Source organism: Vibrio sp. 1402 (assembly GCF_033340275.1).
Map to the genome: position 1 here is coordinate 41,947 of NZ_JAWOWE010000004.1, position 16,588 is coordinate 58,534.

The 16,588-nt window shown below is 45.7% G+C and carries 13 protein-coding genes; 3 read left to right on the top strand and 10 right to left on the bottom strand.

Features of this window, described 5'->3' with window-relative positions; translation table 11 throughout:
* The first annotated feature begins 155 nt into the window (after positions 1-155).
* Positions 156-965 carry a Cof-type HAD-IIB family hydrolase gene (locus tag R7044_RS09020; protein WP_017821691.1) on the top strand — a complete coding sequence of 270 codons (810 nt, stop codon included), beginning with the start codon at positions 156-158 and terminating at the stop codon, positions 963-965.
* Positions 966-1,125: 160 nt separating this feature from the next.
* Here the strand turns inward: R7044_RS09020 and R7044_RS09025 are convergent, their stop codons facing one another.
* From R7044_RS09025 to R7044_RS09070, 10 genes are all read right to left on the bottom strand, one after another.
* Positions 1,126-2,571, bottom strand: coding sequence for a bifunctional NUDIX hydrolase/phosphatase PAP2 family protein (locus tag R7044_RS09025; protein WP_213896130.1), 1,446 nt, complete (start codon positions 2,569-2,571; stop codon positions 1,126-1,128).
* A gap of 385 nt (positions 2,572-2,956) precedes the next feature.
* The gene (locus R7044_RS09030; protein ID WP_042523747.1) at positions 2,957-4,288 is read right to left on the bottom strand and encodes a trypsin-like serine protease; all 1,332 of its coding nucleotides are present in this window, start codon (positions 4,286-4,288) and stop codon (positions 2,957-2,959) included.
* A 191-nt stretch (positions 4,289-4,479) separates the two neighbouring features.
* Positions 4,480-4,959, bottom strand: a complete 480-nt coding sequence (locus tag R7044_RS09035; protein ID WP_005377290.1) for a GNAT family N-acetyltransferase — start codon at positions 4,957-4,959, stop codon at positions 4,480-4,482.
* Between the two features lie 189 nt (positions 4,960-5,148).
* Positions 5,149-7,026, bottom strand: a complete 1,878-nt coding sequence (locus R7044_RS09040; protein WP_225455484.1) for a propionyl-CoA synthetase — start codon at positions 7,024-7,026, stop codon at positions 5,149-5,151.
* 77 nt (positions 7,027-7,103) lie between these two features.
* Positions 7,104-8,300 carry a 2-methylaconitate cis-trans isomerase PrpF gene (prpF, locus tag R7044_RS09045; RefSeq protein ID WP_005377286.1) on the bottom strand — a complete coding sequence of 399 codons (1,197 nt, stop codon included), beginning with the start codon at positions 8,298-8,300 and terminating at the stop codon, positions 7,104-7,106.
* Positions 8,301-8,309: 9 nt separating this feature from the next.
* Positions 8,310-10,901, bottom strand: a complete 2,592-nt coding sequence (acnD, locus tag R7044_RS09050; protein ID WP_225455485.1) for a Fe/S-dependent 2-methylisocitrate dehydratase AcnD — start codon at positions 10,899-10,901, stop codon at positions 8,310-8,312.
* Between the two features lie 156 nt (positions 10,902-11,057).
* Positions 11,058-12,200, bottom strand: coding sequence for a 2-methylcitrate synthase (prpC, locus tag R7044_RS09055; RefSeq protein WP_005377283.1), 1,143 nt, complete (start codon positions 12,198-12,200; stop codon positions 11,058-11,060).
* A gap of 132 nt (positions 12,201-12,332) precedes the next feature.
* The gene (prpB, locus tag R7044_RS09060; protein ID WP_005388185.1) at positions 12,333-13,229 is read right to left on the bottom strand and encodes a methylisocitrate lyase; all 897 of its coding nucleotides are present in this window, start codon (positions 13,227-13,229) and stop codon (positions 12,333-12,335) included.
* Between the two features lie 12 nt (positions 13,230-13,241).
* Positions 13,242-13,955, bottom strand: a complete 714-nt coding sequence (locus R7044_RS09065; protein ID WP_005377279.1) for a GntR family transcriptional regulator — start codon at positions 13,953-13,955, stop codon at positions 13,242-13,244.
* Between the two features lie 263 nt (positions 13,956-14,218).
* Positions 14,219-14,617 carry a GFA family protein gene (locus R7044_RS09070; protein WP_017633774.1) on the bottom strand — a complete coding sequence of 133 codons (399 nt, stop codon included), beginning with the start codon at positions 14,615-14,617 and terminating at the stop codon, positions 14,219-14,221.
* A 265-nt stretch (positions 14,618-14,882) separates the two neighbouring features.
* Here R7044_RS09070 and R7044_RS09075 point away from each other — a divergent pair, with 265 nt between their 5' ends.
* Together R7044_RS09075 and R7044_RS09080 are read left to right on the top strand one after the other, a co-directional pair.
* Positions 14,883-15,854: a tripartite tricarboxylate transporter substrate binding protein gene (locus R7044_RS09075; protein WP_005388181.1), complete on the top strand. Its 972-nt coding sequence runs from the start codon at positions 14,883-14,885 to the stop codon at positions 15,852-15,854.
* A gap of 238 nt (positions 15,855-16,092) precedes the next feature.
* Positions 16,093-16,587: a tripartite tricarboxylate transporter TctB family protein gene (locus tag R7044_RS09080; protein WP_205461543.1), complete on the top strand. Its 495-nt coding sequence runs from the start codon at positions 16,093-16,095 to the stop codon at positions 16,585-16,587.
* The last annotated feature ends 1 nt before the right edge of the window (position 16,588 follow it).

The window sequence follows — 16,588 nt, forward strand, 5'->3', positions numbered from 1 at the left end:
AATGGACACGCGTGTCTAGGTCAATTTAAACCAAAAATTAATTGTTAAAATAGACCATTTTGTAGTTTCATAGCGTAATGAATATAGGTTTCTGGTTAACGTTAAACCAAGCCTTATTCACTGACAGCTCCCAAAAAACTTTAAGGTAAGAAATGATGTATAAACTGATCGCACTAGATATGGATGGCACGCTACTCAATAGTGATAAAGCCATTTCTGAAGAAAACAAACAAGCGATCGCAAAAGCTCGAGAAGCAGGCGTTACTGTCGTTCTCGCTTCTGGTCGCCCATTAGAAGGAATGCAAGACAAGCTCGACGAACTGAATATCCATTCCGATCGAGATTTTGTTCTTTACTACAACGGTTCGATGGTCAAGAACGTAGGCACAAACGACATCATCCACCAGCAAATCATAGATGGTAAAGCTGCAAAATTGGTGGCGCGAAAAGCCGAAGAGCTAGGTGCGTACGTCCATGCTTTTAGTCAAGTTCATGGTTTAATCACCAACGAACACAACCCTTACACCGATATTGAAGCAAAGATAAATGGCTTAAATGTCACCGAGATGAACTTCGAATCACTAGAAGACGATCATCCAATCATCAAAGCTATGATGGTTGCAGAGCCAAGCAAACTAACAGAAGTTATAGCAGCACTGCCAGCTGAAATGCGCGAAGCGTTTACGGTTGTTCAAAGCGCTCCGTTTTTCCTTGAGTTTCTTAACCCTGCGAGCAACAAAGGTATTGGTGTTGCCGCAATTGCCGAGTATCTGGGAATTAAACCGGAAGAAGTTATCTGTATGGGTGACGCAGAAAATGACCACCACATGCTGAAATACGCTGGCCTTGGTATCGCGATGGCAAATGCAATGGAAGAAACCAAGCAAATCGCTGACTACATTACGGCAAGTAATGATGAGCACGGTGTCGCTAAAGCTATAGAAAAGTTCGTGCTCAATGCATAGCCCTTTCCGCCATGTCTGTTGCGTTAAGCTTCTTACGTTTAACACCCCTAGCCGTCCAAGATAGGCAAGCGGCGTTGTTCGTGGACTAAACGTGTAAAAGCCTTGCTGTAATGCAAGGCTTTGTTTTTACTTAAATACTAATAGATAACAAATACAGCCATCAATCTAGCAACGTTTTGCTCGGTTGGTTTTCACAAGTCAGCTTCCTTGCAAGCAGCATAAATAACAACATTAATAATGGATAATGTAACGTCGACAAGACTAATGACCACAAACCGCTAAACGATACGATATTAGCCGAGTACAAATAGAGTTGATCAACAAGCAACAATGCCAGCGTCACAAAGATCATCTGCCGAGTATCTAAATGTGCTTTCGACTCTCTAAATGTCATGACCAACGCTGATGCTGTGATTAAAATTGCTAGCCAGCGACCAAACACAGGTAATGGCCAGATGACGGAGATGACCGCTGTTGCCGCAGTCATAATGAACCAGACGCCTTTTGAGCTTAGAACTTGATCAACGTTCACATCTTGATTTGTTTCCAATCGAAGAACATGCCAAGCCACCAAGCTGCCTAACAGCGCGCCAAATAACATATCTAGAATAAAGGCACTGCCGAGGAAAAACTTACCTAACACCACTGTAAGAGTGATGAACACGAAGACTGCCGTTGTTCCATTCAAACCGAAATACTGGGTTCTATGAAACAAGGACGTCAGAACACAAAACCACACAGCGATAGGCAAGCTAGGAAAACTAAAGCCAAAGCTGTGCGTTAACCCCATCATTGGTATATAGACATGTGGGCGCGGTAACGAAAAGCCTTGTTGAGCGACAAGCACCATAAGCGACGTTGCACTAATTGCAAAAAAGAGTCGGTACACAAACCGGCTACCAAAGCGCATCATGGCAAAAGGAAATAGAAAGAGTAGTACCGTCGGTTCTGTCAGATCTATAACGAGTTTCGAGATCTGACTAGCTACCTCGTAACTCGTTTCTGACAACGCCCCTACCCAACTCTGTAAATCTATCAGCCACGCCAATTCAACCTGACGAAATGAAGGCGCGGATTCGATCAACTGAGTCACATAAGATACTGATTGCTTGGTAGCTTGATCAAAAAACTGAGTGGCTTGTGGCCATTGCTCAGGATAACGATATAAAGATGATGGTAATTCAGATGGGCTAAGCAACATCGCTGACGCAACTTCTACTCCATAATGAGGGGCAAACCAAATAGGCAGTTCATTTCCACCTAAAGAATTATTCATAGAAAAAGCGATAATGTCAGAGTCTGATATACAGTCGTAAAAAACCGCAGTGTCCGTTCTGCCAAGCTCCTCTCCAACCGTAACCACTATACCGGTTTCTTCCCACGTTTCTCGTTGAGCAGCAACTTGTGGAGACTCACCATCAATAATGGTTCCGCCAGGTAGAGAAATCTTATCCGTTAATACTTCATGAACTAGCACTAACTTGTCATCAGCGCGAACAATACAGAGCGCTCCTTTAACTTCGCTCGCAGTGGCTTTAGCCGTAGAAATCGGTGAAACAGGTAACAAAATAAAACAAAGGATGAGTAATAACAGCTGTCTCAACACAAAATATGACCTTAAATAAACATAATGATAACCAATGAATCATGGCAGTTAATCTTATCTTTTTCGACAAAAATTAAGTAACGAGTTATGCCAAACTGAGTTGATCGCGTAAAACCTGATCTCAACGCTCACTGGAGAATAATTTAATGCAAACCTGACAAAAATCAGACAAAACATAAAATGTTGATCGCAATTCTGCCAGTTATATAAAGATAACGTCAGGACAAAGTCATACACATTTTGTGGGTTCTCATAGTTGACACAATAAAAAAGGGCTTATTATTCGCAAACAATAAACCCCAGTTATGGTAACTATGTACTGATCGTTGAAACCAAGAATGAATCTTATCTCATGGTCAACGAATCAAATTCACTGGCCCGATCGTTAGTTAGACGTGCAATTCGCATCGCCGACTTTTTGCCAAACACCCCAAGGCCCTGAGTCTGCTGGATTATCACCTTGAGTCCACCACTGCGCTTGCCAAACTTTACCATTCCAAGTAACCGTATCTCCTTTGAGATACACTAAGCTGGCTTGCCATACAGTTTTACAGCTATCTGTGGGAGGCGTTGTCACCGTTTTCGCTTGAGCGGATACTAACGCTTGGTATTGTGTGCTGGTCTTATCAACGTTGAAGTTCAAAGCCACTCTTGCTTCTCCGCTCTGAGTAGCACCAAATTCAACATCAACACGACAACTTGCATTCATTGCTAACGTCGCCTGAGAGCACTGATCATTGGCAATAACCGCTGCATCAGTAACACCCGAAGCAAACGCGCGAACATTTTCCACAGTGAACGTGGTGTTCCCTGAATTCTGGATAACAAAGCTATGTTGCTGTAACTCCCCAACATTAAATGATGCCAGTGTCTGTTCGGTGGTGTATCCAACAGAAACATTTTCTTTTGGTGGTGTTGCTGTTCCGATAACACCATCGACAAAATTGCGCATAGCAGCGATATCGCTATAAACCCCATACATACCAGGACGAGCACAACCTATTCCCCAACTGACCACACCAAGTTGAGTAATTACACCACTGCGATTAATAACGATTGGACCACCACTATCTCCCTGACAAGAATCTATCCCACCTTGAGGAATACCCGCACAGAATGACACTTCTCCAACCGTTGTGTAGTTGCCACCGGCTTGACGGCAAGTCATATCCGACACAAGTGGGACGTCAACCTCCTGCAATCGAGACGGAGAGCTTCCTCCTTCAGAAGTTCGCCCTAAGCCAGCAACACTAAGCCAATCTCCGATGCTCGCGTATTGCGTTAGACTACCATTCGCAATCTCAACTGAAGAAACACCTTGAGGCACAGAGTCGAGCTTCAATACCGCGAGGTCATGAGAAAGCGTCGCGCGGCGATATGCCGGGTGCATATGGATCTCACTGACGTTTGCACGAACACCATCACTACCGTTATAAACAACGCCACCGATTTTAACCGCAATCTGACTCGGAGAATCACCCTCAACACAATGTGCAGCAGTCAGGACGTAACCATTCCCGATATAACTGGCCCCACAATACGATCGGTTACCATAACGACTAACAATTTGGGTGTAGAATTTCCAGTCACGTGGGTCGGCAGTTACTCCGCCTACGATCTGGGGTTGGATAGTGTGATTTTGCGTCTGAGACAAATCATCAGCACTTGCGAACATTGGCAAAACGGCTAAAGCAAGTAACGATTTTGTTAGTTTCAAAATATTGTCCTCTTGTTTTTGTAAGCACGATCCTCGTGCTACTAATAAACAAGCAGACAAAAACGCCGATACCAATGTGGGTGCATATCAATTTGTTAACATTGCGAGCAACTTATAGAGAAAAGTCTATTGACGAACTGAATGATTTCAATTCGATAGAACCTAAATCACAATATTAAAGTTAAATACGATTATTCGTTCAGCGGTTTTCTTAAATAGTGGATATGATGTGCAAATCCTTGTTTTTCATACAAAGATATTGCGCCCTGGTTAAAATGCCATACTTCAACAAACATCTGTTTTGCACCGTAATCAGAGAACGTTGACTCAATTTTATTAATCAATGCCTGCGCCGTACCTTGTTTTCGATATTCAGGCAGCACATAGAGCTCATCCACACTTCCCATCATAACTGGCTGGCTGACGGTAGAAATAAGTTCACAGAAGTGACCAGAGATAAAGCCAATAATTTCATCTCCTTGTTTTGCTACGTAAACAAGGCACTCAGGGTCGTCAATATATCGAGCAATGCTTTTTTCTTGTTCTATCTCCTCTGCCGTTTTGAAAAGCTCAGGAGATTGAAGATGATGCTCATCATGAAGCTCGAACATAAGATCGTTGAGCAACTCTAGGTCGCTAAAACACGCAGGTTTAATCGCAAACGTGGTCATACAAAGGGTCACTAAAAACGGAATGGCTGTAGTTTGTGAGGAAAACGTCGTATTGGCAAGTCACAAATGCTTTCACGATACGTTTGTACTGTTTGAACAACAAAAAGGCCCCTGCACTTAATAAACGTACAGAGGCAGAACCAACCAACAGAGTTCGAGGATCAGGGGTTAGTTAGAATTGAGTTTTTCTCAGCGTCGTAGCACTCGCTCAATTTCGTTCAAGCTACTTGGGTCATCAATCGATGACGGAACGGTGTATTTTTCACCATCAGCTATTTGACGTATAGTTCGACGCAAAATTTTACCTGAACGTGTTTTCGGTAAACGGTCTACAACCAACGCATGCTTGAAGCAAGCAACTGCACCTATCTCACTACGCACTTTGCCAACAAGCTCACCTTCAAGGTCTAGCTCATCCACTTTGACGCCGTCTTTCAGTACAACAAAACCAAGTGGAAGCTGACCTTTTAGATCATCGTGGATACCAACCACCGCACATTCTGCAATCGCTGGGTGGCCTCCTACTATTTCTTCCATTTCACCTGTCGACAATCGATGTCCCGCGACATTAATCACGTCATCAATACGTCCCATAATAAACAGGTAACCGTCTTCATCCAGATAGCCACCATCACCTGACACGTAGTAGCCTGGGAACTGGCTAAGATAACCAGTTTCAAAACGGTCATGATTACGCCAAACCGTTGGCAGACAACTTGGTGGTAGCGGACGTTTTAATGCGACAAAGCCTTGTTGGTTAGGCCCGACAGCCTCTCCAAGTTCATTCAGAATTTCGACCTGATAACCCGGAATGGGCTTCGTCGAAGAACCAGCTTTAACTGGCATCATTTCGACACCTGTCGGGTTGCCAGCGATGGCCCAGCCCGTCTCGGTTTGCCACCAGTGGTCAATAACGGGCTTGTCCGCTTTGCTCTGAACCCACTCCAGTGTCGGAGGGTCAAGGCGTTCTCCCGCCATAAAGATGGTTTTCAGATTCGACAAGTCGTACTGTTTTAAGTGCTCGCCTTCCGGGTCCTCTTTCTTAATCGCACGAAACGCCGTTGGTGCAGAGAACAACGCATCTACTTTATATTCATCACACACTCGCCAAAATGCGCCAGGATCCGGTGTTCGAACAGGCTTGCCTTCGAATAGGATAGTAGTGCAACCGTGAATCAGTGGAGCGTAAACAATGTAAGAGTGCCCTACTACCCAGCCCACATCAGATGCCGCCCAAAAGACGCCATCTTGAGGAATGTTATAGATTGCGCTCATGGAGTACTTCATCGCGACAGCATGGCCACCGTTATCACGCACAACGCCTTTCGGCTTACCTGTCGTACCCGATGTATAAAGTATGTAGAGCGGATCGGTTGCTAACACCGGAACACAACCATGTGGCAGCGCTTGGTTGTACTCTCGCTGCCAATCTAAGTCTCTATCTTGGTTTAGCTCAGCGTCGCACTCTGGACGTTGGAAAACAAACACTTTCTCAGGCTTCCAACGGCTGTCCATAATGGCTTTGTCTACCATTGGTTTGTATGGAATGACTTTGTTGATCTCAATCCCGCACGACGCCGTCATGATCACTTTCGGCTCTGCATCTTCAATTCGTACAGCAAGCTCATTAGGAGCAAAACCGCCGAATACTACGGAATGAATCGCCCCCAAACGCGCGCAGGCAAGCATCGCCATTGCGGCTTCTGGGATCATCGGCATGTAAATAACGACTCGGTCTCCTTTTTCAACACCTTGAGCAGACAGCATGCCAGCAATTTTTGCTACTTGGTCACGTAGGTCGCTATAGGTGTACGTGGCTTTACGACCTGTCACTGGCGAGTCATAAATGAGTGCAGTATTATCACCGCGTCCTTGCTCGCAATGGTAATCTAATGCTAACCAGCACGTATTCATTACACCATCTGGAAACCAACGTTCTATGCCGTTTTCATCAGATTTCAAGATAGTTTTAGGAGATTCGAACCAATCGATATTCTCCGCTTGAGCGCGCCAAAAACTCTCCGGTTCATTCTTCGCCCATAAGTATTCTTTTTCGTATGAAGACATATTGCTTCCTCCAGTATGTCCTGACATTGCTCTCGTTCTACTCAAAGATCGCTCTTTTAATCCAAAGATCGTCTCTTTTAATCGAAGACATAGAAGGGTACACGCACAAATCCCTCCATCAGTATTCTCGCACTTCGGCTCATAATGGCTTTTTGCACCACCCAGCCCTGCTCAGTTTGCTTCGCTTGTGCCCCAACTTTTAACGTTCCTGACGGGTGACCAAAAGTCACGGACTCTTTTTCACCGCCACCAGCGGCTAAATTCACTAACGTTCCGGGCACACACGCAGCAGAAGCGATAGCAACGGCTGCTGTTCCCATCATTGCATGGTGAAGTTTGCCCATCGACAGCGCGCGAACGAGCACATCAATATCCGACTCATTAACGGCTTTACCACTTGAAGACAGGTAACTTTTCGGTTTAGAAACAAACGCTATTTTCGGCGTATGTTGGCGTGTTTGAGCTTCTTCTAAATCAGAAATCAGGCCCATTTTTAACGCGCCATATGCACGGATGGATTCGAACATTGCTAATGCTGTGTCATCGTTGTTGATATCGTCTTGCAGCTCGGTGCCCTGATATCCTATCGATTCAGCATCAATAAAAATGGTTGGTATGCCCGCGTTAATAAAGGTCGCGTTGAACGTACCCACATCCGGCACCACTAAATCATCAACTAAGTTGCCCGTTGGGAACATACTTCCTTCGCCATCAGAAGGGTCAACGAAATCGACTTGAATCTCAGCGGCTGGAAACGTCACGCCATCGAGCTCAAACTCGCCGGTTTCTTGGACGAAACCATTAACAATTGGAACGTGAATCAAGATGGTTTTGCTGATGTTCACCTGCCAAACACGCACCGTCACAATGCCATTTTCTGGAATACGGTCTTGTGGGATCAGACCAGCATGAATGGCGAAAGGACCGACAGCGGCAGACAAGTTGCCGCAGTTACCGCTCCAATCGACGAATGGTTTGTCGATCGACACTTGACCAAATAAGTAGTCAACATCGTGATCGGCTCTGCTGCTGCGCGAAACAATCACTGTTTTACTGGTGCTTGACGTCGCGCCCCCCATACCATCAATTTGCTTCGCGTACGGGTCAGGGCTGCCAATAACGCGTAGCAACAGTTTGTCACGTGCGGCTCCAGCCACTTGCGCTTCTTGAGGCAAATCCTCTAGGTTGAAAAAGACACCTTTACTCGTGCCGCCACGCATGTACGTCGCGGGCACTTTTATTTGGCTTGTTTGATTCGGAGTATTATTTGACATACGCACTCCTTATTGTGCCAAGAAATCTTGCGCGAAACGCTGCAGAACACCGCCTGCGTTGTAAACGTGAACTTCGTCAGCGGTATCTAAGCGACAAGTAACCGGAACATCGACTTTATCGCCGTTGCTGCGTGTGATAACCAGCGCTAAATCAGCGCCCGGCTTGATTTCTCCAACCACGTCGTAAAGTTCCGTACCATCCAGCTCTAGCGTATTGCGGTTAACGCCTGGCTTAAATTGCAGTGGTAGTACGCCCATGCCAACCAAGTTAGTACGGTGAATACGCTCAAAGCCTTCAGCAACAATGGCTTCTACGCCTGCCAGTCGAACGCCTTTTGCTGCCCAGTCACGGGATGACCCCTGACCGTAATCCGCGCCAGCCACCACGATCAATGGTTGTTTACGATTCATGTAGGTTTCAATCGCTTCCCACATACGAACCACCTGCACTTCTGGCTCTACACGCGCCAGAGATCCCTGCACGACTTCGCCGTTTTCCTTCACCATTTCATTGAACAACTTTGGGTTAGCGAAGGTCGCGCGTTGCGCCGTTAGGTGGTCACCACGGTGAGTCGCGTAAGAGTTGAAATCTTCTTCTGGCACACCCATTTTCGCTAAGTATTCACCTGCTGCGCTGCTTGCGAGAATCGCGTTGGATGGTGATAAGTGATCAGTGGTGATGTTGTCGCCCAGAATCGCCAATGGACGCATGCCAGACAATGTTCTTTCTCCCGCTAGCGCACCTTCCCAGTACGGTGGTCGGCGGATATAGGTACTCATCGGACGCCAGTCGTACAGCGGGTTGGGATTTTGCTCTTGATCATTCAGCTTAAACATCTGAATGTAAACTTGCTTAAACTGCTCAGGTTTAACATGAGTACCGACAACTGCATCGATCTCTTCATCGCTTGGCCACAAATCATTGAGATAAATTGGTTTGCCGTTTTGGTCCGTGCCCAATGCATCGCGCTCGATATCAAAACGAATCGTACCCGCTAGCGCATAAGCGACAACCAATGGTGGTGAAGCCAAAAAAGCTTGTTTGGCGTACGGATGGATTCGACCATCAAAGTTACGGTTACCAGAAAGCACCGCTGTCGCATATAAATCACGGTCGATGATCTCTTGTTGGATTTTTGGATCCAGCGCACCACTCATACCGTTACAAGTTGTACATGCGTAACCAACAATGCCAAAGCCAAGCTTCTCTAGCTCTGGTAATAAGCCCGCTTCTTCCAGATACAAGCGTGCAACTTTAGAACCCGGAGCAAAAGACGATTTCACCCAAGGTTTACGTACAAGACCAAGTTCGTTGGCTTTCTTCGCCACAAGGCCAGCAGCAACCACGTTTCTTGGGTTACTAGTATTCGTACATGAGGTAATAGCAGCGATGATCACTGCACCATCTGGCAACTCGCCTTCTTTCTCTTCCCACGCTCCAGAAATGCCGCGCTGTGCCAACTCAGAAGTTGGTAAACGACGATGAGGGTTTGACGGACCAGCCAAGTTACGGCTAACTGATGATAAATCGAACTCAAGTACGCGCTCGTAAACGGCGCTATCAAGATCGTCTGCCCAAAGACCGGTTTGTTTTGCGTAATTTTCTACTAGAGCAACTTGTTCTTCATCTCGACCAGTTAGTTTCAAGTAATTGATGGTCTGCTCATCAATATAAAACATGCCAGCTGTTGCGCCGTATTCTGGTGTCATGTTTGAAATCGTTGCGCGGTCTCCGATCGTTAGATCACGTGCGCCTTCTCCGAAGAATTCAAGATATGAAGATACCACACGCTCATTACGCAGAAACTCAGTAATCGCGAGGACAATATCCGTTGCGGTAATGCCCGGTTGACGTTTACCCGTCAGTTTGACACCGACAATATCTGGTAGACGCATCATTGATGGTCGGCCAAGCATGACGGTTTCTGCTTCCAGACCACCGACACCTATCGCAATAACACCAAGAGCGTCTACGTGAGGCGTGTGACTGTCCGTACCCACACAGGTGTCTGGGTAGGCAATGCCCTGCTTTGCTTGTACCACAGGAGACATTTTTTCCAAGTTGATTTGGTGCATGATGCCATTCCCAGCTGGAATCACGCTGACGTTTTCAAACGCTGTTTTACACCACTCAATAAAGTGGAATCGGTCTTCATTACGGCGCTCTTCAATCGCGCGGTTTTTGTCGAAGGCATCAGGGTCAAAGCCCGCATGTTCAACCGCTAAAGAGTGGTCAACGATCAATTGTGTCTCAACCACTGGGTTCACTTTTGCAGGATCACCGCCCTGATCTGAAATGGCATCGCGCAGACCCGCTAAATCGACTAGAGCGGTCTGACCAAGAATGTCATGACAAACAACGCGTGCTGGATACCAAGGAAAATCAAGATCGCGTTTGCGTTCAATTAACTGTTTCAGGCTATCTGTCAATGTGTTCGGGTCACAGCGGCGGACCAGTTGCTCAGCTAGCACGCGAGAGGTATAAGGGAGTGTTTCATAGGCTCCAGGAGAAATGGCATTGACGGCTTCGCGTGCATCAAAATAATCCAGTTGAGTTCCCGGAAGCGGCTTACGATATTGGGTATTAATATTTGTGTTCATGGTTTGCTTCCATTCAGTCTTTACATCTTGCCTTCATCAAGGTTTTCCATTGCTCCAGAAACACAGTGATGAGAGGTTTTCCTTCCTCTGTTAGAGAGAATGACAAAGGAAGGAGGTGGTCAACCAAAGCATATAATGCCCTCGTTGACCTTCGCGCTAGCGATTCTCGATAGGCACCCATTCTTGATGATCTGGGCCCGTATAATCGGCACTTGGGCGAATAATACGGTTATTGGCACGCTGTTCATAAACGTGTGCAGCCCAGCCCGTTAAACGACTCATCACAAAGATTGGGGTGAATAGTTTGGTTGGAATGTCCATGAAGTGGTAAGCCGATGCATGGAAGAAGTCCGCATTACAGAACAGACCTTTCTCTCGCTTCATCACTGATTCAACACGCTCAGAAACCGCATATAGATGTGTATCACCAACTTGTTTCGATAGCTCTTTGGACCAGCGTTTTATTAAGGCGTTGCGAGGGTCACTTTCACGATAAATCGCATGACCGAAGCCCATGATCTTGTCTTTATTGGCTAGCATTTTCATGATGTTCGCTTCCGCCTCGTCGGGCGTTTGCCAATCTTCAATCATTTCCATCGCCGCTTCGTTCGCACCGCCGTGAAGTGGTCCACGAAGCGTACCGATTGCTGCCGTGATACAAGAATGGATGTCTGACAACGTTGATGCACAAACGCGTGCTGCGAATGTAGAAGCATTAAACTCATGTTCAGCATAAAGAATGAGCGAGCAATGCATCACTTGTTTGTGCAGCGCAGATGGCGCTTTGTCCGTAAGTAATCGCAAAAAGTAACCACCGATGCAATCTTCAGTCTGATCCTCGGTGTTGATACGCACGCCATCATGACTAAAGCGGTACCAGTAACAGATGATGGCAGGGAACAAGGCTAGCATACGTTCGGTTGCTTTCAGTTGCTCCTCGAAGCTCATTTCCTGCTCTAGGTTACCCAATACAGAACAACCCGTGCGCATCACGTCCATTGGGTGTGCGCTTGCAGGAATCAACTCTAAAGCTTGTTTTAGCTCGGCTGGCAAACCTCTAAGGCTGAGTAGGTGTGTCTTGTACGCATCAAGTTCTTGTTGATTCGGCAAGTGACCGCGTAACAGAAGGTGAGCCACTTCTTCAAACTGTGCGTTGTTCGCAAGATCAGTAATATCGTATCCACGATAAGTTAAACCAGTTCCCGTTTTTCCGACAGTACATAAAGCTGTGCTTCCTGCGCTTTGACCACGAAGGCCTGCGCCACCTAATTCTGCTTTCTTTTCTGCAGTTTGAGACATTGTTTGAACTCCTTTTCTGTCTGACTTTTCCCTCTCTGGGGTGTTTTTAGCCAAACGAATTTCACGTTATTAGATGAGATAAATTCCGATTATCTTTTTCTTGGGCTTCCGTTTATTTTTGCTTTTCCCCCGCTATTTCCCTTCAGAGAATAACTGGTCAAGTTTGTCTTCATAGTCGTGGTAATTCAGGTGCTGATACAACTCTTTACGTGTTTGCATCGAATCAACCAGTGCTTCCTGATTACCCACTTCTAGCAAATGTTTGTAGACCGTTTCAGCAGCTTTGTTCATGGCACGGAACGCACTTAATGGATAAAGCACCATGTCCACTTTTGCTTTCGCTAGCTCATCGCAGCCATACAGCGGTGTCGCGCCAAATTCTGTAATATTCGCCAGAATAGGAACGTGCTTTCCGGTCGCTTGCTCAAGCGCATTTGAAAACTGAAGGTACTGGTCCAGCTTGTTCATCGCTTCTGGGAAGATCATGTCTGCGCCAGCTTCCACACACGCAATCGCGCGCTCGATTGCGCTGTCCATGCCTTCAACAGCTAACGCGTCAGTACGAGCCATAATCACGAAACTTTCATCATTGCGTGCATCAACCGCGGCTTTTACACGATCAACCATCTCTTGCTGGCTGACTATTGCTTTGTTCGGACGATGACCACAACGTTTCTGTGCGACTTGGTCTTCCATGTGCACCGCTGCCGCGCCCGCTTTTTCCATCGCTTTGATCGTGCGAGCAATGTTAAATGCACCGCCAAAGCCCGTGTCGATATCAACCAAAAGAGGCAAATCACATGCGTTAGTAATACGGTCAACATCAACCAAAACGTCGTTTAATGTTGTGATACCGAGATCCGGCAATCCGTATGACGCATTTGCGATACCGCCACCAGACAAGTAGATCGCTTGGTGACCCAAGTTTTTTGCCATCATGGCGCAATACGGGTTTATAGTGCCGACAATTTGTAGTGGATTATTTTGTTCAATGGCGAGTCTGAATTTCGCTCCCGGTGTTAAGCTCATGACGAATTCCTTCTAGTCTTTGTCTAAACTTTCTGTATGTATAATTTGAGATTGGATGAGCTTTCGACTTCCTGATATGTGTCTTCTCATCAACATTTCTGCAAGCTCTTCATCGCGATTGCGAATGGCTTCCAAAATGAATTTGTGTTCGGTGAGCGCCTCATTCGGGCGAGATTGCGCACGTGGCGACTGGTAACGATACATCCGTAATAAGTGATAGAGTTCATCACACAGCAGAGATATTAACTTACTGTTTCTGCTCGCTTGGATGATGCGATAGTGAAAATCAAAGTCACCATGTTGATGGAAGTAAGACGCGCCTTCCATTTGGTCTATATGCTTGGAATGTGTCGACAATAGCATTTCCAAGCTTAAGAGCTCTTCTTGCGTAATATGTCGCGCAGCTAACCTTGCTGCCATGCCTTCCAATGCTTCTCGAACGGCATAAAGTTCTATCAGCTTTTCCGGAGAAAAAGTGGTCACTCTGGCCCCAACATGAGGAATTCGCTCGATGAGCCCTAGCCCCTCTAAGCGCATCAATGCTTCACGCAAAGGCCCACGACTGACTTGATATTTCTTTGCTAGCTCAGGCTCTGATATCTTATGGCCAGGCTTCACATCGCCATTAACAATGACTTCAATCAGTGTTTCGGTCAGCGTTTCGGATTTGGTGTGTTCTTTCTCAGAACCCAGCACTTTATAACGAGCTTTCAACTCAGAGTTCATATTCAGATACTCTTGTTACCGACATCGAAATGTCTACAATTTCTTAACCTGAATATAAAGTAGTCGATCAAAGTGTCGACAATCAAGTAAATTGTCGACAATTTAGACTAAGGTCGTAATTTAAATGGGCCTAAAATGCCCATTAAGTGCCATTTTTAGCAGAAATAAAGAATAGTGAGTTCATATTGTCGACAACTTATAAACCTTTAAGCTTATGATCTAAAGACTAAAAGCTCAGCTGTCGAACAATAATCGGATAAAAACTATTCTTTAGGTACAAATTGATCAAAGACTTGTTGCGAAGTCATCTTTTGTGAAGCGGAATTGAGGTCATAATAAGCTGGCTTTTCATCGGTAAAAATCTCTAAAGTGAGTTTGAAATCTGGGTTATCGAACAAACCAGCGGAAAGAATGTACTCACCTGTCGGCAACAAATGGTAGAAAAGGTTTGTACCACACTCACCGCAAAACCCCCTCACTCCCCAGTCTGACGACTGATAACGTTTAGGTTCGCCACCTTTAAACGTCACGTTAGGCCCACAATGCACCGCATGAAGTGCGCCACTCGACCATTTTCGACACATAGAGCAATGGCACAGGCTAACCTCATTTTTAACCTCAGCGATGACTTCAATTGCGCCGCACAAACACGTCCCTTTCATTCTCTTTTCCTCGTTCATTTCCGTCATTTTATTATGGCCTACCAAAGCGTAAAGCCGCGTGACCTAACACCAACTTCTCGCCGTGAACTTTATGAACAAAATAACCGAAATGCTCAATATTCTCTTTATATCTCTTTTACAGACAGATATTTAACACTTAATTAACCTTTACACCAAGTTCAGCTTTAACGCTTACAAGGCATGACAACTGAGCAAAAACAATAAGGCTCAACTAAATAGAGTCGCTAACATAAGGAACGTGAACATGTTAAAGGTACTCAAACCAACGCTCGCCGCTTCAATCATCGCAGCTTCATTTTCATTCAACGCTCTTGCTGCAGATATTGAAAAAATGCACTTTCTTATCCCTGGAGGTGCCGGTGGCGGTTGGGACATGACCGCCCGAGGTACTGGTGATGTATTAATAAAATCAGACATCGTCGAAACCGTATCATTTCAAAACCTATCTGGTGGTGGCGGTGGCAAAGCAATCGCACATTTGATTGAAACGGCTGATCGTCAAGAAGATACACTCATGGTGAACTCAACACCGATCGTCGTTCGCTCGCTCAGTGGGATCTTCCCACAATCTTTCCGCGACTTGACTCCTGTTGCCGCAACGGTTGCCGATTATGGCGCCATTGTTACATCAGCCGATTCTCCTTACAGCTCTTGGGAAGATGTCGTTAAAGCTTTTAAAGAAAACCCACGTAAGGTGAAGGTTGCTGGTGGCTCTGCTCGTGGTTCTATGGATCATTTGGTTATAGCAGCAGCTTTCAAAGGTGAAGGTTTTGATGCGCGTAAAGTTCGTTACATTGCCTATGATGCAGGTGGAAAAGCCATGGCAGCCCTACTTTCAGGCGAAACACAACTGCTCTCTACAGGGCTAGGTGAAGTACTCGAAATGTCTAAGTCTGGGCAAGTGAAAGTGTTAGCGATTACAGCACCAAAACGTTTAGAAGCTGCGCCTAACATTCCAACTCTCACCGAATATGGTAATGAAACTGTCTTTGCTAACTGGCGTGGATTCTTTGCAGCACCAGGCACAAGCCAAGAAAAGCTAGATGAATGGAATGCCGCATTTACTAAAATGTATAACACCGACGAATGGCAAGTCGTTCGAGACCGCAATGGTTGGATCGACAACTATAAAGCGGATAAAGCATTCTTCGCGTTTCTTGAAGATCAAGAGCAACAGATGGGTGACTTAATGCGCGAGTTAGGCTTCCTGAAGTAACAATCGAATTGGGGTCCCTCAGATACCAACCTCAATGAATAACGTAGGTTGGTATTTCCCCATTGTATTTGCACTCTAAGTTTCACCGCATATGGACATTGTCGACAATCGGCATGCACACTCCTTTGTTTATATACCCAAAGCAGCTCGACTAGCAGCGAAATGCTTAATTGTTAATGGTTTAGTTTATTCATTAACGTCCATATGCGGTCTTTTTTATTTTTGTTAGGAGTTGAATATGTCTCGTTCAACCAACTTTTTCACCAAAGAATATTTGCTCTGTCGTGACCGTGTCGGCGCAATGATCTTTCTACTCTTCTGTCTTTGCTACGGTTATCAAACCTCGCAGATTCCATTGTTTCCAGGTGATGAGTATGAACCATTCACCGCACGTACTCTGCCAACCATCCTGACTTACGTTGGTGTCGGCCTTTCTTTGCTATTGCTGGTGACAGGACAACCAGATAAACAAAGTGGCGCAGTGCTGACCTTCAATTGGAAGTTACTGATTGCCTTTTTAATTTTAATGGCGCTCTACGGCGTGGGCCTGACTTACTTAGGTTTTGTGATAGCTACTGGCTTCTTTTTATTGGCTGGCTTTTATCTGCTCGGGGAAAGACGTAAACCCGTTCTGTTTGGCGCGTCGTTTCCATTCGTGATCGCGTTCTACTTATTACTCACTCAAGGTTTGGACATCTATCTCGAACCGGGTTTGATTTTCACCATCTGGTAGT

What these genes read in the sequence shown, in the direction of transcription:
- R7044_RS09020 (WP_017821691.1), top strand. Translation starts at nt 156, where the DNA reads ATGTATAAACTGATCGCACTAGATATGGATGGCACGCTACTCAATAGT.
- R7044_RS09035 (WP_005377290.1), bottom strand. Translation starts at nt 4,959, where the DNA reads ATGACCACGTTTGCGATTAAACCTGCGTGTTTTAGCGACCTAGAGTTG.
- R7044_RS09040 (WP_225455484.1), bottom strand. Translation starts at nt 7,026, where the DNA reads ATGTCTTCATACGAAAAAGAATACTTATGGGCGAAGAATGAACCGGAG.
- prpF (WP_005377286.1), bottom strand. Translation starts at nt 8,300, where the DNA reads ATGTCAAATAATACTCCGAATCAAACAAGCCAAATAAAAGTGCCCGCG.
- acnD (WP_225455485.1), bottom strand. Translation starts at nt 10,901, where the DNA reads ATGAACACAAATATTAATACCCAATATCGTAAGCCGCTTCCGGGAACT.
- prpC (WP_005377283.1), bottom strand. Translation starts at nt 12,200, where the DNA reads ATGTCTCAAACTGCAGAAAAGAAAGCAGAATTAGGTGGCGCAGGCCTT.
- prpB (WP_005388185.1), bottom strand. Translation starts at nt 13,229, where the DNA reads ATGAGCTTAACACCGGGAGCGAAATTCAGACTCGCCATTGAACAAAAT.
- R7044_RS09065 (WP_005377279.1), bottom strand. Translation starts at nt 13,955, where the DNA reads ATGAACTCTGAGTTGAAAGCTCGTTATAAAGTGCTGGGTTCTGAGAAA.
- R7044_RS09070 (WP_017633774.1), bottom strand. Translation starts at nt 14,617, where the DNA reads ATGAAAGGGACGTGTTTGTGCGGCGCAATTGAAGTCATCGCTGAGGTT.
- R7044_RS09075 (WP_005388181.1), top strand. Translation starts at nt 14,883, where the DNA reads ATGTTAAAGGTACTCAAACCAACGCTCGCCGCTTCAATCATCGCAGCT.
- R7044_RS09080 (WP_205461543.1), top strand. Translation starts at nt 16,093, where the DNA reads ATGTCTCGTTCAACCAACTTTTTCACCAAAGAATATTTGCTCTGTCGT.